Annotated in this window: 15 protein-coding genes, 1 rRNA gene and 1 pseudogene; 12 read left to right on the plus strand and 5 right to left on the minus strand. The window is 72.1% G+C overall.

What is annotated here, in order from left to right; genetic code table 11:
• The 3 genes and pseudogenes from rrf to ABZX90_RS29560 form a co-directional block, all read left to right on the plus strand.
• Window positions 1-95 (plus strand): 5S ribosomal RNA (gene rrf / locus ABZX90_RS29550); the annotation flags it as partial.
• A gap of 152 nt (window positions 96-247) precedes the next feature.
• Window positions 248-1,621: pseudogene (locus tag ABZX90_RS29555) on the plus strand (hypothetical protein); the annotation flags it as partial.
• 36 nt (window positions 1,622-1,657) lie between these two features.
• Window positions 1,658-2,599 (plus strand): hypothetical protein, encoded by a 942-nt coding sequence (locus tag ABZX90_RS29560; protein WP_355209955.1) that lies wholly within the window; start codon window positions 1,658-1,660, stop codon window positions 2,597-2,599.
• Between the two features lie 74 nt (window positions 2,600-2,673).
• Here the strand turns inward: ABZX90_RS29560 and ABZX90_RS29565 are convergent, their stop codons facing one another.
• Complete coding sequence (locus ABZX90_RS29565) at window positions 2,674-3,990, minus strand: DUF1015 domain-containing protein (RefSeq protein ID WP_355209760.1); 1,317 nt, start codon at window positions 3,988-3,990, stop codon at window positions 2,674-2,676.
• Between the two features lie 72 nt (window positions 3,991-4,062).
• Here ABZX90_RS29565 and ABZX90_RS29570 point away from each other — a divergent pair, with 72 nt between their 5' ends.
• The 4 genes from ABZX90_RS29570 (at window position 4,063) to ABZX90_RS29585 (ending at window position 8,338) form a co-directional block, all read left to right on the plus strand.
• Window positions 4,063-5,091, plus strand: coding sequence for an HAD hydrolase-like protein (locus ABZX90_RS29570; protein WP_355209763.1), 1,029 nt, complete (start codon window positions 4,063-4,065; stop codon window positions 5,089-5,091).
• A 129-nt stretch (window positions 5,092-5,220) separates the two neighbouring features.
• On the plus strand, window positions 5,221-6,264 hold the full coding sequence (locus ABZX90_RS29575; protein WP_351133241.1) for an iron chelate uptake ABC transporter family permease subunit: 1,044 nt from the start codon (window positions 5,221-5,223) through the stop codon (window positions 6,262-6,264).
• An 11-nt stretch (window positions 6,265-6,275) separates the two neighbouring features.
• On the plus strand, window positions 6,276-7,352 hold the full coding sequence (locus ABZX90_RS29580) for an iron chelate uptake ABC transporter family permease subunit (protein WP_355209958.1): 1,077 nt from the start codon (window positions 6,276-6,278) through the stop codon (window positions 7,350-7,352).
• Complete coding sequence (locus ABZX90_RS29585; protein ID WP_355209767.1) at window positions 7,349-8,338, plus strand: ABC transporter ATP-binding protein; 990 nt, start codon at window positions 7,349-7,351, stop codon at window positions 8,336-8,338. Before ABZX90_RS29580 ends, ABZX90_RS29585 begins: the two co-directional genes overlap by 4 nt.
• Here the strand turns inward: ABZX90_RS29585 and ABZX90_RS29590 are convergent.
• The gene (locus ABZX90_RS29590) at window positions 8,322-8,669 is read right to left on the minus strand and encodes an SCP2 sterol-binding domain-containing protein (protein WP_351133245.1); all 348 of its coding nucleotides are present in this window, start codon (window positions 8,667-8,669) and stop codon (window positions 8,322-8,324) included. The genes ABZX90_RS29585 and ABZX90_RS29590 overlap by 17 nt on opposite strands.
• A 42-nt stretch (window positions 8,670-8,711) precedes the next feature.
• Between ABZX90_RS29590 and ABZX90_RS29595 the strand changes: the two genes are divergently transcribed.
• From ABZX90_RS29595 to ABZX90_RS29615, 5 genes are all read left to right on the plus strand, one after another.
• Window positions 8,712-9,023 carry a hypothetical protein gene (locus ABZX90_RS29595; RefSeq protein ID WP_355209770.1) on the plus strand — a complete coding sequence of 104 codons (312 nt, stop codon included), beginning with the start codon at window positions 8,712-8,714 and terminating at the stop codon, window positions 9,021-9,023.
• Between the two features lie 55 nt (window positions 9,024-9,078).
• Window positions 9,079-9,894 (plus strand): TlyA family RNA methyltransferase, encoded by an 816-nt coding sequence (locus ABZX90_RS29600; protein WP_351133249.1) that lies wholly within the window; start codon window positions 9,079-9,081, stop codon window positions 9,892-9,894.
• A complete protein-coding gene (locus ABZX90_RS29605; RefSeq protein WP_351133251.1) occupies window positions 9,891-10,796 on the plus strand; it encodes an NAD kinase in 906 nt (301 codons plus the stop codon). The genes ABZX90_RS29600 and ABZX90_RS29605 overlap by 4 nt, the downstream gene beginning before the upstream one ends.
• A gap of 261 nt (window positions 10,797-11,057) precedes the next feature.
• On the plus strand, window positions 11,058-12,800 hold the full coding sequence (recN, locus tag ABZX90_RS29610; protein WP_355209774.1) for a DNA repair protein RecN: 1,743 nt from the start codon (window positions 11,058-11,060) through the stop codon (window positions 12,798-12,800).
• A 609-nt stretch (window positions 12,801-13,409) separates the two neighbouring features.
• Window positions 13,410-14,546: a glycosyltransferase family 4 protein gene (locus ABZX90_RS29615; protein ID WP_355209777.1), complete on the plus strand. Its 1,137-nt coding sequence runs from the start codon at window positions 13,410-13,412 to the stop codon at window positions 14,544-14,546.
• Between the two features lie 76 nt (window positions 14,547-14,622).
• Here the strand turns inward: ABZX90_RS29615 and ABZX90_RS29620 are convergent, their stop codons facing one another.
• The 3 genes from ABZX90_RS29620 to ABZX90_RS29630 form a co-directional block, all read right to left on the minus strand.
• Complete coding sequence (locus ABZX90_RS29620) at window positions 14,623-16,251, minus strand: PucR family transcriptional regulator (RefSeq protein WP_351133257.1); 1,629 nt, start codon at window positions 16,249-16,251, stop codon at window positions 14,623-14,625.
• Between the two features lie 135 nt (window positions 16,252-16,386).
• Window positions 16,387-17,778 carry an FAD-binding oxidoreductase gene (locus ABZX90_RS29625; protein ID WP_351133259.1) on the minus strand — a complete coding sequence of 464 codons (1,392 nt, stop codon included), beginning with the start codon at window positions 17,776-17,778 and terminating at the stop codon, window positions 16,387-16,389.
• 108 nt (window positions 17,779-17,886) lie between these two features.
• Window positions 17,887-19,689 (minus strand): glycoside hydrolase family 15 protein, encoded by a 1,803-nt coding sequence (locus tag ABZX90_RS29630; RefSeq protein ID WP_351133310.1) that lies wholly within the window; start codon window positions 19,687-19,689, stop codon window positions 17,887-17,889.
• Window positions 19,690-19,969: the final 280 nt, after the last annotated feature.

Raw genomic sequence — 19,969 nt, forward strand, 5'->3', positions numbered from 1 at the left:
AAACGCCCGGTTACATTCCGAACCCGGAAGCTAAGCCTCACAGCGCCGATGGTACTGCAGGGGGGACCCTGTGGGAGAGTAGGACGCCGCCGAACAATCTTTGGAGGACCCCTGGTCCCAGCGACTCGCTGGGACCAGGGGTCCTTTTTTGTTTTTTCCGAAGCGCGCCGAGTACCCGGCTGCGCGAGAATGACTTGCGGTACCGATGACAGGAGTCACCATGTCCACCAACTCTCCCGACGAGCGACCGGAGCGCGACCAGCGCCGTCGTGACAGTGGTGACCGCGGTGACAGCCGCGGGGGCCCGCGCCGTGACAATGACCGCGGCGGCTCCGGCCGGCGTGACGACAGCCGCGGCGGTGACCGCGGCGGCTTCCGCCGTGACGACAACCGACGTGATGACAACCGCGGTGGCGGCGCCGGCGGTGGCCGACCGCCGTTCCGTCGTGACGACCGTCCGAGTGGTCCGCGTCGTGACGACCGTGCGAGCGGCCCCCGTCGCGACGGGGACCGTCCTGCCTTCAACCGTGACGATCGCCCCAGCAGCCCGCGCCGTGACGACGATCGCGGTAGTTTCCGTCGCGACGACCGTGGTGGCAGCAGCGGTGGCGGCGGTGGGTTCCGTCGCGATGACAACCGTGGCGGTAGTGGTGGCGGCTTCCGCCGTGACGACAACCGTGGCGGCAGTGGTGGCGGCTTCCGCCGTGACGACCGTGGTGGCAGCAGCGGTGGTGGCGGTGGGTTCCGTCGCGATGACAACCGTGGTGGCGGTGGTGGTGGCGGCTTCCGCCGTGACGACCGTGGCGGCAGTGGCAGTGGCAGTGGCGGCGGTGGGTTCCGTCGTGACGACAACCGTGGTGGCGGTAGTGGTGGCGGCTTCCGCCGTGACGACAACCGTGGCGGTGCCAGTGGCGGCGGCTTCCGCCGCGACGACCGTAGCGACTTCCGTCGCGACGACCGTGGTCCGCGTCGTGATGGGGACCGTCCGCCCTTCCGTCGTGACGAGCGACCCAGCAGCCCGCGCCGCGATGACGACCGTGGCGGGTTCCGCCGCGACGACCGTGGTGGTAGCGGCGGTGGGTTCCGTCGCGATGACAACCGTGGTGGCGGCGACTTCCGCCGTGACGAGCGGCCCAGCAGCCCGCGCCGTGATGACGATCGCGGTGGGTTCCGCCGTGACGACCGTCGTGACGAGCGGCCCAGCAGCCCGCGTCGCGATGACGATCGCGGTGGGTTCCGTCGCGACGACCGTCGTGACGAGCGGCCCAGCAGCCCGCGCCGTGACGACGACCGTGGCGGGTTCCGTCGTGACGAGCGGCCCAGCAGCCCGCGCCGTGATGACGATCGCGGTGGGTTCCGCCGTGACGACCGTCGTGACGAGCGGCCCAGCAGCCCGCGCCGCGATGACGACCGCGGTGGGTTCCGTCGTGACGAGCGGCCCAGCAGCCCGCGCCGCGATGACGACCGTGGCGGGTTCCGTCGTGACGACAGCCGGGGTGGTGGCTTCCGTGGCCGTGACGACCGCGGACGCGACGACCGTGGCCGTGGTGGGCCGCGCCGTGACGACAGGGGCGAGCGCCCCGGTGGCTTCCGTGGCCGCGACGACCGGCGCGGTGGCGGCGGTTTCCGCGACGAGCGGGACCGGGACCGTGAGCCGATCAAGCGGCTGCCGATCCCGGACGAGGTCACGGGCGAGGAGATCGACAAGGACGTACGACAGGAGCTCCAGAGCCTGCCCAAGGGCCTGGCCGAGGACGTCTCCCGCAACCTGGTGATGGTCGCCCGGCTCATCGACGAGGACCCCGAAGGCGCCTACGAGTACTCGAGGATCGCCCTGCGACTGGCGTCGCGTGTCGCCGCCGTGCGTGAGGCGGCCGGGTTCGCCGCGTACGCGAACCAGAAGTTCAGTGAGGCGCTCGCCGAGTTCCGCGCCGCGCGTCGGATGACCGGCAGCGTGGAGCTGTGGCCCGTCATGGCGGACTGCGAGCGGGGTCTCGGCCGGCCCGAGAAGGCGCTGGAGATGGCCGGGGCGCCCGAGGTGCAGAAGCTGGACAAGGCCAGCCAGGTCGAGATGCGGCTCGTGGCCGCCGGTGCCCGGCGCGACATGGATCAGCTGGAAGCCGCCATCGTCACCCTCCAGAGCCCGGAGCTCGCCTCGAACTCCGTCCAGCCCTGGACCGCGCGACTGCGGTACGCCTACGCAGACGCGCTCCTCGCCGCCGGGCGTGAGGGCGAGGCACGCGAGTGGTTCGCCAAGGCCGTCGAGTCCGACAAGGACGGCAGCACGGACGCCTCCGACCGGCTCGCCGAGATCGACGGCGTCGAGTTCGTCGACGCGCTCGTCGAGGACGCGGACGACAGCGGACAGATGACCGTTTCCGAGGCCGCGACGGAGGTCCTGGCCGAGGACGACGTCGTGGATGACGAGGACGACGAGGATGACGAGGACGACGAGATCGAGTCCGTGACCACGGTCACGGTCACGGACGACGTCGACGACCTCGAAGACGAGGCCGATGACGACGACGATGACGAAGACGTCGAACTCGACGGTCAGGACGACAGCGAGGACGACGCTCCTCAGCGGCCTCAGAGCTGACGCCGGGTAGCGCGGCGGAACACAACACGTGGGCGGCGGGACACCGGAAGGTGTGCCGCCGCCCACGTGGCGTTTCAGCAGCCCGCGGCCCGTGGCCCTTCGGGCGTGAGCGCCCGCAGGACCAGGCCCGACGCCGGCTTCGGGCCGAAGGACGTCGACTTGCGCGGCATGGTGACACCCTGGCGGGCGAGATCGCGTACGACCTCCTCGCGGACCGGGTGCATCAGGACGGCCGTACCACCGTCGTGCTCCGCCTTCTCGACCGTGGCGACCGTGTCGTGGATGTACGCGATGTGAGCGGGGGAGTCCTCCGGGATGCCCCACACATGGTCGAGGAGGGCGGCGTGCAGGACCGTGGCGTCCAGGGTGCGCCAGGCCTCCGGGTGGTCGGCCGGGATCGTACGGGCCAGGAGGTCCGGCGACGGGCGGTCGACGAGGTGGAACGTGCCGTCGCCGGCGAGGAGGAAGGCGTTTCCCTCGGCGGCCGCCGCGGAGAGCGCCTCCAGCGCTTCGGCGAGGGGTACGTCGAGGTGGCGTACGCGGAACGAGTCCCCGAGGGCGGCCAGCGCCTCGGCGACCGGCAGGCGGTGCAGCAGGCGGTGGATGGCCCGGACGCGCAGCGGGTAGCGGCCGGTGTCCACCAGGAGGACCAGACCGTAGTCCCAGGGGCTCGGCGAGGGGTGCTCCGCGCGTAGACGAAGATACGTCGCCCAGCGATGATGGCCGTCGGCGATCAGGGCCTGGTGCCGGCCGAGATCTGTCCGGATCTCGGAGAGCTCCGCCGGGTCCGTGACCGCCCACAGACGGTGGGTGATGCCGTCCTCCGTGGTGGTGGACAGCAGCGGCGGCCGGAGCGCGGTGCGTTCGATGACGGCGGCGGCACCGAACCCGGAACCGTTGCCGCGATAGGTCAGCAGCAGGGGTTCGAGGTTGGCGGACGTGGCGCGCATCAGAGCCGCTCGGTCCGCGATGACGTGCGGCATCACGTCCTCGTGCGGGAGGACGACGCCGTCGGCCGGCTCTGACAGGCGCAGGTTGCCGATCACACCCCGTTGCAACAGATCCCCGTCGCGCTGCTCGTACACGTACAGGCCCGGCTCGGGATCGGTGGTCAGGACGCCCTCGGACAGCCAGTCGCGCAGCGTGTCGGCGGCCTGCTGGTTGCGGGCCGCGGGCGTGCCGTCCTGCGGGAGGATCAGCCGGACGATGTTGTGGGGGTCGGCCGATTCGAGTTCGAGCAGTCCGTCGGGCCGCACGATGACGTCATACGGCGGGGATGTCACGGCGGCCAGGCTGCCGACCCGGTCGGGGTCGTAGCGCAGGCCTCGGAACGGGGTGAGTTCGAGGCCGCTCCCTGCCGGTGTTTCCTCCTCGGGACCTGCATAGTTCATTGAGGCATCGTAAGTGTGTCAGTGGCATGAGCGATGATCGGGGGAAAGGGATCGAACGAGGAGCGATGTGCAATGAGCCAGACCGTCAGGACGCGGCCCGAAGGCAGTGGCCAGGCCCTGAGCGAGGCGTATGACACCGCCCTGCTGGATCTGGACGGGGTGGTGTACGCGGGGGGTAACGCCATCGCGTACGCCGTGGATTCCCTCGGGACGGCGCGCGCGGGCGGAATGCACCTCGCGTACGTCACCAACAACGCGCTGCGCACCCCGGACGCGGTCGCCGAGCACCTCACGGAGCTGGGCATACCGACGGTGGCCTCGGACGTCATCACCTCGGCGCAGGCCGTGGCCCGGCTCATCAGCGAGCAGGTGCCCGCGGGGTCGCGGGTGCTGGTCATTGGCGGTGACGGGCTGCGGGTCGCGCTCCGCGAGCGCGGGCTGGAGCCGGTCGACTCGGCGGACGACGAGCCCGTCGCAGTCGTGCAGGGGTACGGCGGTCCCGATCTGACCTGGTCGCGCTTCGCGGAGGCGTGTTACGCCATCGCGCGCGGGGTGCCCTGGTTCGCCTCCAACACCGATCTGACGATTCCGGGCGCGCGCGGGATCGCGCCGGGGAACGGCGCGGCGGTGGAGGTCGTGCGCATCGCCACGGGCGCCGAGCCGCAGGTGGCGGGCAAGCCGTTGCCCCCGATGCACCGCGAGACGATCCTGCGCACCGGGGCCGAGCGGCCGCTGGTGGTCGGTGACCGGCTGGACACGGACATCGAGGGCGCGTTCAACGGAGAGGTGGACTCGCTGCTCGTCCTCACCGGCGTGACGGACGGCGCGCAGCTTCTCGCCGCGCCGCCGCAGCACCGGCCGACGTATGTCGACGCCGATCTGCGCGGGATGCTCACCGGGCAGCCCGAGGTCGTCGAGGCGGGCGACGGGTTCCGCTGTGGCGGCTTTACGGCGACGGCGGGGAGTGAGGAACTCGAATTGGCGGGCGACGGCGAGGCCCTCGACGGTCTGCGGGCCCTGTGCGCGGCGGCGTGGACCGCCGCGGGAGAGGGCAGCTGCGACCTGGACGGGGGCAAGGCGCTGGCGCGGCTGGGACTTTAGGTGCCAGCACCAGCACCAGCACCAGCGCCGGTGCAGTCGGCCGGATGCAGGGGCTGACCTGGGCGGCGGTGGCGGACCGGGTGCGCAGGCGGATCGATAGGCAATGCGAGGGTAGGCTAACCTAACCTCGTGTTGGTCGAGAGTCCTCCTGAACAGCGCGCGGAAACCGCCCCCGCGCCCTCAACCCGCAGGGCGATACGGAGCCTTGGGCTCCTCGTGTCCGTGGGTGTCCTGCTCCTGGTCGCGTTGGCGAGTATCGCGATCGGGGCGAAAGCGCTGCCGCTGGACCAGGTGTGGCACGGCCTGTTCCACGACTCGGGGACGTACTCCGACGTCGTGGTCGGTGACCGGATCTCCCGGACCGTGCTCGGGCTGCTGGTCGGCGCCGCGCTCGGGCTGTCCGGTGCCGTCCTCCAGGCGCTCACCCGCAATCCGCTGGCCGACCCCGGTCTGCTCGGGATCAACGCGGGCGCGTCCGCCGCAGTTGTCACGGCGATCACCTACTTCGGTGTCACCTCACTGAGCGGCTACGTCTGGTTCGCCTTCGTCGGGGCGGCCGCGGTCGGAGCGCTGGTCTGGTTCCTGGGCGGCAGCCGGGGCGCGACCCCGGTACGGCTCGCGCTGGCCGGAACCGCCATCAGCGCCGCGCTGTACGGCTATCTGCAGGCCGTGATGATCATGGATGACGCGGCGCTCGGCAAGATGCGCTTCTGGACGGTCGGTTCGCTCGCCTCGGCGACCGACTCGACGATCGGACAGGTGGCGCCCTTCCTCGCCGTCGGCACCGTTCTCGCGCTGGCCCTGGCCCGGCCGCTGAACGCCGTGGCCATGGGCGACGACACCGCCCGCGCGCTCGGCGCCAACCTGAACCGCACCCGAGCGCTCTCCATGGCCGCCGCGACCGTGCTGTGCGGCGCCGCGACCGCCGCCTGCGGACCCATCGTGTTCGTCGGGCTGATGGTCCCGCACGTCGTCCGCTCCTTCACCGGGCCCGACCTGCGCTGGATCCTGCCGTACGCGACCGTTCTGTCGCCCGTCCTGCTGCTCGGCGCCGATGTTCTCGGGCGGATGGTCGCCCGGCCGGCGGAGCTTCAGGTCGGCATCGTCACCGCGGTGCTGGGCGGTCCGGTCTTCATCTTTCTCGTACGGCGACGGAGGACGGCGCAGCTGTGACGACCCCACGGATCCGAACCGGCCGCGCAGCACGTGGCCAGGCACTTCCCACCGGGCGCGTCCGAGCCGTCCGCACGGGCGGCGGGCTGTCCGTCCGTCTCGACGTCCGGACGTTCACCGTGGTCGTGCTGCTGCTGGTGGCCGCGGCCGTCGCGAGCGTCGTGCTCATCGGGACCGGCGACTTCCCGATCCCGGCCGGCGACGTGCTCAAGACCCTGGCCGGCGAAGGCAGCGCGAGCCAGGAGTTCATCGTCAACGACCTGCGGCTGCCGCGCGTTCTCGTCGGGCTGCTGGTGGGGGCCTCGCTCGGACTGGGCGGAGCGCTCTTCCAGTCCATCTCCCGCAATCCGCTGGGCAGCCCGGACGTACTCGGGCTCGGACAGGGTTCCACGGCCGGCGCGCTCATCATGATCGTGCTGTTCTCGGGCAGCGCGACCGAGGTCGCCCTCGGGGCACTCGTCGGTGGAATCGTGACCGGGCTCGCCATCTATCTGCTCGCGTGGAAGCGGGGAGTGCACGGCTATCGACTGGTCCTCGTCGGGATCGGGGTCTCCGCGATCGTCACGGCCGTCAACGGCTATCTCCTCACCAAGGCCGACATCGTCGACGCGGCCCGCGCCGTCGTCTGGATGACCGGATCCCTCAACGGCCGTGACTGGGCGCAGGTCTGGCCGCTGCTCATCATGTGCGCCGTCCTCGTCCCCCTCGTCCTCGGCAACGCGCGCGGGCTGCGGATGATGGAGATGGGCGACGACGTGTCGTACGCCCTCGGAGTGAGCGTCGAGCGGACGCGGCTGCTGCTGATGGTGGCCGCCGTGCTGCTCACCGCGGGCGCCACGGCCGCCGCGGGACCGGTCGGCTTCGTGGCGCTCACCGCTCCGCAACTGGCCCGGCGGCTCACCCGGTCGCCCGGACCGAACCTGGTGCCGTCGATGTGCATGGGCGCGACCCTGCTCGTCGTCGCGGACTGGGCCTCGCAGCGGGCCTTCGGCGCCGACCAGCTGCCCGTCGGCGTCGTGACCGGAGTCCTCGGCGGCGTCTATCTGCTGTGGCTGCTGGTCACCGAGCGCAAGGCCGGCCGGATATGAGCGGCCCGGCGAACCCGGATGTGAGTGGGCCGACGAACCCGGCTGTGAACGGCCCGGCGAACCCGACGGTGAGCGGGTCGGAGAGCCTGGCCGTGAGCGGATCGAAGAACGCGACGCGTGCGGACGACCAGGCGCGCGAGAACATCCAAGGGAGCACTGTGAACCGCCTGTCCGCCGACAACGTCACCCTCGGCTACGACCAGCGCGTCATCGCGGAGAAGCTGTCGGTGGAGATTCCCGACAACTCCTTCACCGTGATCGTCGGCCCGAACGCCTGCGGCAAGTCCACGCTATTGCGCGCCCTTTCGCGCATGCTGAAGCCCTCCGCGGGGCGGGTGCTGCTCGACGGACAGGTCATCCACTCGATGCCCGCGAAGAAGGTGGCGCGCACCCTCGGGCTGCTCCCGCAGTCGTCGATCGCGCCGGACGGGATCACGGTCGGCGACCTGGTCGGCCGGGGCCGCTACCCGCACCAGGGCCTGCTGCGCCAGTGGTCGGCTCAGGACGAGCGGGTGGTCCAGGAGTCGATGGCCTCGACCGGTGTCGCCGAGCTCGCCGATCGCTATGTCGACGAATTGTCGGGTGGCCAGCGCCAGCGCGTGTGGATCGCGATGGCGCTCGCGCAGCAGACCCCGCTGCTCCTCCTGGACGAGCCGACGACCTACCTCGACATCCAGCACCAGATCGACGTCCTCGACCTGTGTGCCGAGCTTCACGAGACACAGGGCCGCACCCTGGTCGCCGTCCTGCACGATCTGAACCACGCGGCCCGGTACGCCACCCACCTGATCGCCCTGCGCGGCGGCGAGGTCATCGCCGAGGGAGCGCCGAACGACATCGTCACGGCCGGACTGGTGGAGGAGGTCTTCGGGCTGCGCTGCCAGGTCATCGACGACCCGGAGACCGGGACACCGCTCGTGGTGCCCGCGGCACGCAGGGCAAGGGTGGGCGCAGCGGCGGCCGCGGCCGCTACAGAAGGGTCCTGAGCCGGAACAGGTCGCGCAGGCCCGCCTCCAGCTTCACCCGGCCCGAGCCCCAGGCCTTCGCGAAGTTCAGCTCGCCGTTCACCATCGACACCAGGTCGTCACCCTTCATGGTGAGACGGATCTGGGCCCGCTCGGGGGGCGGGCCCTGGAGCGTGTCGAGGACCTCGATCCGGCCGCCTTTCATACGGCCCACGAAGGTGATGTCCAGGTCGGTGATACGGCAGCTCAGTGAGCGGTCCAGGGCCGCAGCGGTGCGTACGTCCCCTTCGGCGCTCGCCATGTTGTCCGAAAGCTTGTCGAGTGCGGTACGGCACTCCTCAGTCGTCGCCATCGTGATCGACGGTACCGCAGCCCTTCGCGGTAGCGTCGGGGCATGAACGACTCAGTGCCCGAGGACGAGGTCCCGCAGACCGCCACGGCGGCGGAGCCCGGCGCGCCCGCCGAAGCGGTGCCGGAACCCGCGTACGACCCCGCCGCGCCGGCCCCGCTGAACGTCCCGCGCGTCCCCTCGGGCAACGTCGACGCCCGGCTCGACCGGCTGGCCGACGCCGACCACCTCGCCACGGACGGACACGTCGAGGTGTACGAGGATGTGCACCGGGGGCTGCGCGACGCGCTCACGGCGCTGGACGTCCGCCCGGGCGTTCCGGCGCCCACCGGTCGTCCGGGCTCCGCCCCTCAATGAGACCCTTCGGGGCACATCCGTCCATGGCCGTACGACCGCAGGAGCTGAACCGAACGTGGCAGGAGTGGCACGCCGCCGCCTCGACGCCGAGCTGGTCCGAAGGAAGCTCGCCCGCTCGCGCGAGCACGCCGGACAACTGATCGCCGCGGGCCGGGTCAGCGTGGGCAAGACCCTCGCGACCAAGCCCGCCACGCAGGTCGAGACCGCCGCGGCGATCGTGGTCAGCAAGGACGACAGCGACCCCGACTACGTCTCGCGCGGCGGACACAAGCTCGCCGGCGCGCTCGCCGTCTTCGTGCCCGAGGGCCTGAAGATCGATGGGCGGCGGGCGCTGGACGCCGGCGCGTCCACCGGAGGCTTCACCGACGTTCTGCTGCGCGCGGGCGTCGCCCGGGTCGTCGCCGTGGACGTCGGTTACGGACAACTCGCCTGGTCTCTCCAAAGCGATGAACGCGTCACCGTCAAGGACCGTACGAACGTACGCGAGTTGACGTTGGAGGCGATCGATGGGGAGCCCGTGGACCTTGTTGTCGGGGATCTGTCCTTCATCCCGCTCGGACTGGTGCTGCCCGCCCTTGTGCGGTGCGCGGCGCCGGATGCCGACCTGGTGATGATGGTCAAGCCGCAGTTCGAGGTGGGGAAGGACCGGCTGGGCAGCGGCGGTGTCGTGCGCAGCCCGGAGCTGCGCGCCGAGGCCGTGCGCGGTGTGGCGGGGCGAGCCCGAGAGCTGGGGCTCGGAGTGAAGGGCGTGACCGCAAGTCCGTTGCCCGGACCGTCGGGCAATGTCGAGTACTTTCTTTGGCTGCGGGCCGGGGCACCCGAACTCGACCCGGCCGACGTTGACCGTGCAGTGGCGGAGGGGCCGCGTTGACCCAGACCCGAGCTCGTACTGTTTTTCTGCTGGCCCACACCGGGCGGCCGGCAGCCATCCGCAGCGCCGAGCTGGTCGTCCAGGGGCTGCTGCGTTCCGGGATCGGCGTACGGGTCCTGGCGGCGGAGGCGGCCGATCTGCCGCTGCCGGACGAGGTGGAGCTGGTCCAGGAGGCGACTCCGCAGTGTCTCGACGGCTGCGAGCTGCTCATCGTCCTGGGCGGTGACGGGACGCTGCTGCGCGGCGCCGAGTTCGCCCGGGCCTCCGGCGTGCCGATGCTCGGCGTCAACCTCGGACGCGTCGGCTTCCTCGCCGAGGCCGAGCGCGACGACCTGGACAAGGTCGTCGACCGGGTCGTCACCCGGGCGTACGAGGTCGAGGAGCGCATGACGGTCGATGTCGTCGTGCACCGCAACGGCGACATCGTGCACACCGACTGGGCGCTGAACGAGGCGGCCGTGCAGAAGATGTCCGCCGAGAAGCTCCTCGAAGTGGTGCTGGAGATCGACGGGCGGCCCGTCACCGGGTTCGGCTGCGACGGGATCGTCTGCGCGACCCCGACCGGGTCGACGGCGTACGCCTTCTCCGCGGGCGGGCCCGTGGTCTGGCCCGAGGTCGAGGCGCTGCTGATGGTGCCGATCAGCGCGCACGCCCTGTTCGCCAAACCGCTGGTCACCTCACCGGACTCGGTACTCGCCGTGGAGGTGCTGCCGCACGTTCCGCCGGGCGTGCTGTGGTGCGACGGGCGGCGGACGGTGGAGCTGCCGCCCGGCGCGCGGGTCGAGGTGCGGCGCGGGGCCGTGCCCGTGCGACTGGCCCGGCTGCACCACGCGTCCTTCACCGACCGGCTCGTCGCCAAGTTCGCGCTGCCGGTCTCCGGGTGGCGCGGGGCGCCGCACTAGGAGCGAGCCCGGCACTCGGGTCCTGCCCGGGTGCCGGGCCGCCCTCCGACACACGGGCGGGGACCGGCGCGTCCGGCATTCCTCCGGCATTCCTCCGGCCTGCTCCGCCGCGACGGCTCCTCCATGACTGCTCCTCCACCACGGAGGCGAGCGGATGATCCCGCCCGCGCGGGAGGCATCGGCGAACGAGATCACCCCCGGAAGGTAACGCTCGGTTCTCTTTGCGGGGGGCGGCGTCGCACGGGGCTGGGAAAACCTCGTATGGTCGGGGGCGTGTTGGAGGAGATGCGGATACGGTCGCTCGGAGTCATCGACGACGCGGTCGTCGAGCTGTCACCAGGCTTCACCGCCGTGACCGGTGAGACCGGTGCGGGCAAGACGATGGTGGTCACCAGCCTTGGGCTGCTGCTGGGCGGGCGCGCGGACCCGGCCCTCGTCCGGATCGGCGCCAAGAGCGCGGTCGTGGAGGGGCGGATCACCGTACCCGCGGGCGGGACGGCCGTCGTACGGGCCGAGGAGGCCGGCGCCGAGCTCGACGACGGCGCGTTGCTGATCAGCCGTACCGTTTCGGCAGAGGGGCGCTCACGGGCGCATCTGGGCGGGCGCTCGGTGCCGGTGGGTGTGCTCGCCGAACTCGCCGACGAGCTCGTCGCGGTGCACGGCCAGACCGACCAGCAGGGGCTGCTCAAGCTGTCCCGGCAGCGGCAGGCCCTGGACCGGTACGCGGGTGACGCGGTCGCCGTGCCGCTCGCCAAGTACGCGGGTGCCTACCGCCGGCTGCGGGCCGTCTCGGCCGAGCTGGACGAGATCACCACGCGCGCGCGGGAACGGGCCCAGGAAGCCGACATGCTGCGCTTCGGACTCGACGAGATCGCGGCCGTGGAGCCGCGCGCGGGTGAGGACGTGGAACTGGCGGCGGAGGCGGAGCGGCTCGGTCACGCGGAGGCGCTGGCATCGGCCGCCACGGCCGCGCACGCCGCGCTGGCGGGCAACCCCGAGGACCCGGAGGGCATCGACGCGGCCACGCTCGTCGCGGGCGCTCACCGGGCCCTGGAGGCCGTACGGTCGCACGACTCGGCCCTTGCCGTGCTGTCCGGGCGGATCGGGGAGATCGCCATCCTGCTCGGCGACGTCGCGGGGGAACTCGCGGGCTACGCCGACGACCTCGACGCCGATCCGCTGCGGCTGGCGGCTGTCGAGGAGCGCCGGGCCGCACTCACCCAGCTGACCCGGAAGTACGGCGAGGACATCGACACCGTGCTCGCCTGGGCCGAGCAGAGCGCCGCGCGACTCACCGAACTCGACGGCGACGACGACCGGCTCGGCGAGCTGACCGCGGAGCGGGACGCGCTGCGTGGCGAACTGGGCGGACTCGCCCAGGCGTTGACGGACGCCCGTACGGAGGCGGCCGAGCGCTTCGCCGCCGCCGTGACCGCCGAACTGGCCTCGCTCGCCATGCCGCACGCGCGCGTGTCCTTCGAGATCCGGCAGGCCGACGACCCCGAGGGGGTGGAGGTCGGCGGACGCACGGTGGCCTACGGCCCGGCCGGTGTCGACGAGGTGGAGCTGCTGCTCGCCCCGCATCCCGGGGCGCCTCCGCGGCCCATCGCCAAGGGTGCGTCCGGCGGTGAGCTCTCGCGGGTGATGCTCGCGGTGGAGGTCGTGTTCGCGGGGGTGGACCCCGTGCCGACGTATCTCTTCGACGAGGTCGACGCCGGCGTCGGCGGCAAGGCCGCCGTCGAGATCGGACGACGGCTGGCGCGGCTCGCCAAGACCGCGCAGGTCGTCGTCGTGACGCATCTGCCGCAGGTGGCCGCCTTCGCCGACCGGCAGCTGCTGGTCGAGAAGACGAACGACGGGTCGGTGACGCGGTCCGGTGTGAAGGTGCTGGAGGGCGAGGAGCGGATTCGCGAGCTGTCCCGGATGCTCGCCGGCCAGGAGGACTCGCAGACGGCTCGGGCCCACGCGGAGGAACTCCTGGCGACGGCCCGCTCCGACGGCTAGCGGCCCTGCCCGCCCCCGGACGGGCCGGGTTGGCCGTCCCCGCGCGGGCCGGGTTGCCCGTCCCCGCGACGCTGCTCGGCGAGAAGGTCAGCGAAGCGGCGAGGGGGTTGGGGCGGGGCGGGGTGTGAGGTGGGCGGCGTGCGCCGGGGAGTGGGGTGGCCGGGGTGCGCCGGGTGGTGCGGGGTGCGCCTCGCGATGTGTGGGTGCATCTCCGGCGCCGGGGTGGCTCACGATGTGCGGGTGCGTCTGCCGCATTGAGGCGTTTCGTCATGCGTGGGCCTCTCCTTGGTGCCGAGGATGCTCGTGATGCGGAGGCGCCTCTTTGGGGCCGGAGGGGCCCGCGATGCGGGGGTGTTCGTGGGTGCCGGGTGCGTCCTGTTGTGCTTCGGGCCTCCCCGGAATGGCCTATTCGTCACTCGTGCGGGTGACCGTCGTCGCCGAGTTGCCCCGTCTGACGTGCCCTCGTCGCGATGGCGGTGCCGGAACCCCCGGGCGGCCTGGCATCCTTGGCGTAGTACGCGGTGCACGACGTGCGGTACACCCCCTCCGCTCGATCCTTCCGTACGTTCCTTCGTGACCGTCCGACGCCGAACCAGGAGCCCCGGCCACGTGAGCCACGTGAGCAGCCACTCACCGCACGGCCAGTCGCCGCTGCGCACCGTGCAGGTGCTCGGCGGCGGAAGCGCGGGCAGCAGCGCGCATGTGCGGTCGCTGGCCTCGGGTCTGGTCGCCCGGGGGGTACGGGTCACCGTGTGCGCTCCCACCGAGGCGGATCGGGTGTACGGGTTCACCGGGGTGGGCGCGCACCACGTTCCCGTGCCCCGCAGCAGCGACCCCGCCTCCGTGTCCGCGCTGCGGGCGGCCTGCGCGGACGCCGATCTCGTGCACGCGCACGGGCTGCACGCGGCGCTGCGGGCGGCGCTGGCACTCAGCGGGCGGCGCGTTCCCCTCGTCGTCACCTGGCACACCCGCTCGGAGGCCGACGGCGCACGGGCCCATGTACTGCGGCTCCTCGAGCGGAGGGTCGCCCGAGCCGCCGCGGTGGTGCTCGGTAACTCGTCCGACCTGGTGGACCGGGCACGCAGCAGGGGAGCACGTGACGCGCGGCTCGCCGCGGTCGCGCTTCCCGCGCCGCGCCCGCCCGTCGAGTCCGCGGAACCCGACCGGTTCCGGCACAAGGCGCGGGCCGAACTCGGTTCGACCGACCGTCCGTTGCTCATGGCGGTCGGGTCGCTCGACCGGCACCGCGGCTACCACACCTTGTTGGACGCCGCCCGCGCCTGGTGCCGCCTCGATCCCGTGCCGCTGCTCGTGATCGCGGGGGAGGGGCCGCTGCGCGCCGTTCTCCAGCGCCGGATCGAGGACGAGGGGCTGCCGGTCCGGCTCATCGGCCGACGCGACGACATCACGGAACTGCTCGCGGCCGCCGACCTCGCGCTGCTGCCGAGCAAGTGGGAGTCGCGTTCGGTGCTGGCGCAGGAGGCACTCCACGTGCGCGTGCCGCTCGTCGCCACGGCGGTCGGGGGCATCCCCGAAATGGTCGGCGACGCGGCCGAACTCGTCCCCTACGGGAACGCGAAGGCGCTCGCCGACGCCGTCGTACGCCTGCTCGCCGATCCGGCGCGCCAGGAGGTCCTGCGGGAGAAGGGCGCCTGGCAGGCCGCCACTTGGCCGACGGAGGACGAGACGGTCGCCCAAGTGCTCAGCGTCTACGACGAGTTGACGCAAACCCGGCCGCTGGGCTGACCCGGGGAGTCGTTCGGGTCAGCCGGATTCGGGTTGTGCCCGGTGGCGCGGACCCGGGCGGTCCGGGCGCCGCCCGCTAGGTCACATGCCTGCGCGCCCGCAGTGCCAGGCTCAACGCCAGTACCGTCTGCGGGTCGTCCAGGTCCGTCCCCAGCAACTCGCCGATCCTGGCGAGCCGGTTGTAGAGGGTCTGCCGGTTGAGATGCAGCTCGCGGGCGGTCTCTGCCTTGCGGCCCGCGTGCGCCAAGTACGTCTGCAGGGTGGGCAGCAGGGGCGGTTTGGAGCGGTTGTCGTGGTCGCGGAGCGGGCCGATCGCGCGCTCCACGAAGGCGGCCAGGTCGGGGTGCTCGCGCAGCCGCCACAGCAACAGGTCGATGTCCAGGCGGCGGGCGTCGTACCAGGGGCGGTCCGACAGGCCCTGCGCCGCCGTCGCCGTCTCCGCCGCGTGCCGCAGGCCCGCCGACGCGGCCGCCCAGCCGCCCGCGACCCCGACCACCACCACCGGCGGCTGCGCGCCGGGCCGCTGCATGCCCGCACGCTCCACACCCGCGCGCAGTGCCGCCGCGACGCGGTCCGCCACGGCCGCCCGTTCCGACTCCGAGCGCAGGCCGAGCAGCAGCGGGACACGGCCCTCGACGGGACGTACGCCCAGCAGGACCGGGACACCCACCGAGGCCAGCTCCTCGGCGACCGCGCGGGCCAGGACCGCCCAGCCGCCGCCGGGGGCGAGACCGTCGGCGAGTCGCATCACGACCGGCAGGAGCGGGCTGCCGCCGGGCTTGAAGCCGAGCACCCGGGCCTGCGCGGGCGCGTCCTCGGCCTCGATACGGCCCTCGGCGAGGTCGGTCAGGAAGTCGCCGCGTCCGCGCGCGGCCAGTTCCTCCTCCTGGCGGGCCTGCATCAGCACGACGGCCAGGATGCCGGCGGCCCGCTCGGCGGCGATCCGGTGCACCGGGGCGACCGGGGCGCCGACCGGCAGCAGAACCAGGCGGGCCCGTACGGAACCGGTGCCCGGGCCGCCTCCGGGAACGTCCACCAGGGTGGTCCCCGCGGGCGGCTCCTCCTTGTGCTGGCCGCGCAGTCCCTCCCAGACCTGGAGCGGGTCGGCGCCCGAGGAGCCGGCCCCGGCGGCGTACAGGAGCTGCCCGTCGGCCGTCTCCAGGAAGACCGGGTTGCCGCTGAAGTCGGCGAGGATGCGCAGGACCTGGGGGACTCCGCCGCCGCCGAGGAGGGCCTCGGTGCAGCGCCGGTGCACCTCCTCGGCCTGCTGGAGCAGTGCGTAGTGGCCGTTGACGATCTCGGTGTGGACCTCCTCCGTGACCGTCACGAAGGGCACCTCGCGGTGCAGCTGGACCAGCGGCAGACCGGTGGACCGTGCCGTCTCCACGAGCGCGGCCGGCAGCCGGGTGAAGCGCGGTCCGAGCTCCACGACGAGCGCCGCGATACCGCGCTCGGCGAGGGTGCGGACGAAGGCGCGCTGGTCGGCCGGGCGGGTGCCGAGGCCGTATCCCGTGGTCAGCAGCAGCTCGCCGCCCTTGAGCAGCGAGGCGATGTTCGGGACCTCGCCCGCGTGCACCCAGCGCACGGTCCGCTGCAGCCGGTCGGCCCCCGCGATGATCTCGGGCAGCCCGCTGCGCAGCCCGGGCAGCTCAAGGGCCCGCTGCACGGTGATTCCGGCGCCTTGGGTGTCGTAACGGCTGTCCATGCAGCGGACGCTACCCGCGGACGGGTTCCGGAGGCATCTCCGGCCGATGACGAACGCCGTCGTGGGCGGCCCGGGCCCGATCCCGTGCCGCGCCCGGACCCGTGCGGAGAGGCCCGATCGGGCGGTCGCCGTGGGTCAGACGGCCGGGGCCGGGGTGATGTTGTGGTTGAAGCGGAAGACGTTGTCCGGGTCGTACTCCTCCTTCACCGCGGCCAGCCGCCTCAGGTTCTCGGCGCCGAGGCCGGCGATCACGCGGTCCGCGCCCTCGTTGCCGATGAAGTTCAGATAGACGGCGCCGGTGCTCCACGGCTGGACATCGGCGCGGACCTTCCGGACCCACTCGACGCACCGTTCGTCGTCGGCCGGGTCCTCCCAGATCCCGAAGGGGTGCACGGCCCAGGGCGCGTTCCGGTACGGGACCGGGAACCGGGAAGGACCGGCGGCGATCGCGCCACCCTGCGGGAACAGCACGTGCTGGTTGCCCGTGGGGACCGGCATGGCGTCGCCGAGGGCGCAGAATACGTCCACGAACTCGTCGGGCGCGCCGGTCAGGTACTCCGCCGACCAGTAGTTCCGCATGCCGGGAGGGTCGTCGAGCATGCACTGGAAGTCGGGGTAGGGCAGGGCGGTGACGATCTCGACCTCGTGCGGCAGGGCCAGCAGCGGCTGGGCGACCTTGCGCATGTCGTCCTCGCCGCCCGCGTACGCGACCAGGGCGCCGCACAGGCGCTTGCCGACCAGGTGCTCCGGCATGAACTCCTCGGGCGGGCCGGTCAGATAGATGATGCCGCCGCTCGCCTCGGGCGGTCCGTTCTCGATGATCTCGCGGTAGATGCGGACCACGTCGGGGCCGGCGTCCGGCTGGAACATCACCATGGCGATCGAGAACTCGGGCAGCGGGTGCAGCTTGAGGGTCAGCGCGGTGGCGACGCCGAAGTTCCCGCCGCCGCCGTGCAGGGCCCAGAACAGCTCCGGGTTCTCCTGGTCGGTGGCCCGCACCGGCGAACCGTCGGCGGTCACCAGTTCGACCCCGAGCAGATTGTCCACGGCGAGGCCGAGCGACCGGTCCAGCCAGCCGCTGCCGCCGCCGAGCACGAAGCCGCCGACGCCGGTCGTCGAGACACGGCCGCCGGTGGTCGCGAGGCCGTACGGCTGGGCGGCCCGGTCGAGATGGCTCATGAGGGCTCCGCCCTCGACCCGTACCGTCTCGGAACCGGGGTGGACCGTGACGGCGTGCATCCGGCTGAGGTCGATGACCAGACCGCCGTCGTTGAGCGACATGCCCGAGACGCTGTGGCCGCCGCCGCGTACCGCGATCGGCAGATCCAGATCACGTGCGAAACGCACCGCACGCGTCACGTCGGCTTCGCCCTCGCACAGCACGATCACGGCGGGCCGCCGGTCGATCATCGCGTTGAAGATCGTCCGGGCTTCGTCGTACCCCGGATCGCCGGGGGTGAGCACGTCACCGGACAGATCGGCGCGGAGCGCGGCAAGTGCCACGCCCGCCTTCGAAAGGGGAGCCATGGCAGCCGCCCCCTTCCATGAGGGGACAGGACTTCTTCCAGGCTAGGCGGGCGCGGCGGATGGGGCGCGGCGGGGAGTTCCGCCCCGGCGCGCCCGGTCAGGACGGGCTCAGCCGCCGTACGCCCCGCTCGCTGTCAGCCGCAGGGCCGTGTCGATCAGCGGAACGTGGCTGAAGGCCTGCGGGAAGTTCCCGACCTGGCGCTGGAGACGGGGGTCCCATTCCTCGGCCAGCAGCCCGAGGTCGTTGCGCAGGGCCAGCAGGCGCTCGAAGAGCTTGCGGGCCTCGTCGACCCGGCCGATCATCGCCAGGTCGTCGGCCATCCAGAACGAGCAGGCGAGGAAGGCGCCCTCGTCGCCCTCCAGGCCGTCCACGCCCGCGTTCTCGCCGGAGGTCGGGTAGCGCAGGATGAAGCCGTCGGAGGTGGACAGCTCGCGCTGGATCGCCTCGATGGTGCCGATCACGCGCTTGTCGTCCGGCGGCAGGAAGCCCATCTGCGGGATGAGCAGCAGCGAGGCGTCGAGTTCCTTCGAGCCGTACGACTGCGTGAACGTGTTCCGGTCCTTGTCGTAGCCCTTCTCGCACACGTCCCGGTGGATGTCGTCGCGCAGTTCGCGCCACTTCTCCAGCGGGCCGTCCGCGTCCCCGGACTCGATGAGCTTGATGGTGCGGTCGACGGCGACCCAGGCCATCACCTTGGAGTGCACGAAGTGCCTCCGCGGACCCCGGACCTCCCAGATTCCCTCGTCCGGCTGGTCCCAGTGGCTCTCCAGGTAGCGGATCAGCTTCAACTGGAGCAGCGAGGCGTAGTCGTTGCGCGACAGGCCCGTCATATGGGCCAGGTGCAGGGCCTCGGTGACCTCGCCGTAGACATCGAGCTGGAGCTGGTGCGCGGCGCCGTTCCCGACGCGTACGGGCGCCGAACCCTCGTACCCGGGAAGCCAGTCGAGCTCGGCCTCGCCCAACTCCCGTTCCCCCGCGATGCCGTACATGATCTGGAGGTTCTCCGGGTCGCCCGCCACCGCGCGCAGCAGCCACTCGCGCCAGGCGCGGGCCTCCTCGCGGTAGCCGGTGCGCAGCAGCGAGGAGAGGGTGATGGCCGCGTCGCGCAGCCAGGTGTAGCGGTAGTCCCAGTTGCGTACGCCGCCGATCTCCTCCGGGAGGGAGGTGGTGGGCGCGGCGACGATGCCGCCCGTGGGCGCGTACGTCAGGGCCTTCAGCGTGATCAGGGAGCGGACGACGGCCTCGCGGTAGGGGCCGTGGTACGTGCACTGGTCGACCCAGTCGCGCCAGAACTCCGCGGTCGCCTCCAGGGACTGCTCCGGCTCGGGCAGCGCGGGCGGCTGCTTGTGCGAGGGCTCCCACGAGATCGTGAAGGCGATCCGGTCACCCGGCGCCACCGTGAAGTCGGCGTACGTGGTCAGATCCTTGCCGTACGTCTCGCAGTCCGTGTCGAACCAGACCGAGTCCGGTCCGGCGACCGCGACCGTACGCCCCTCGTGCCGGTGCACCCAGGGCACCACGCGGCCGTAGGAGAAACGCATCCGCAGCGCGGAGCGCATCGGCACCCGGCCCGTGACGCCCTCGACGATCCGGATCAGCTGCGGCGCGCCGTCACGCGGGGGCATGAAATCGGTCACCCGGACCGTGCCGCGCGGTGTGTCCCACTCGGATTCGAGGATCAGCGAGTCGCCGCGGTACCGGCGGCGCGCCGCCGTGGGCGGTTCGGCGTCGGAGGCGTGCGCGGGTCCGAGCCGCCAGAATCCGTGTTCCTCCGTGCCGAGCAGTCCTGCGAAGACGGCGTGGGAGTCGAAGCGGGGCAGGCACAGCCAGTCGACTGTGCCGTCCCGGCAGACCAGCGCGGCTGTCTGCATGTCTCCGATGAGTGCGTAGTCCTCGATGCGCCCGGCCACGTGCATCTCCAGTCGAACGGCCACGTCGCCCCTTCGCGGGGCGGTCGCTCTTGCGGTCAAAGGGAACGTTGGTAGTGCGGAAAAATCTGCAGTGGGAAAGTCGGTAACTGCGGAACGTCATGGTGGGGGACGTCGGTCGTGCCTCGCTTGGAAACGTCAGTTGTCGGTGCGATGGGCGATACGAATCTCGTCTCGAAACGAACTGACAAGCCCTCTTTGTTCCGGGGTACGGACGGGGATGGTGCCGTGTGCCGGACAGGCTCGGCAGCGAGTGTCCGAG

Source organism: Streptomyces sp. NPDC002935, assembly GCF_040611295.1.
In the GTDB taxonomy this organism is placed as follows: Bacteria; Actinomycetota; Actinomycetes; order Streptomycetales; family Streptomycetaceae; genus Streptomyces.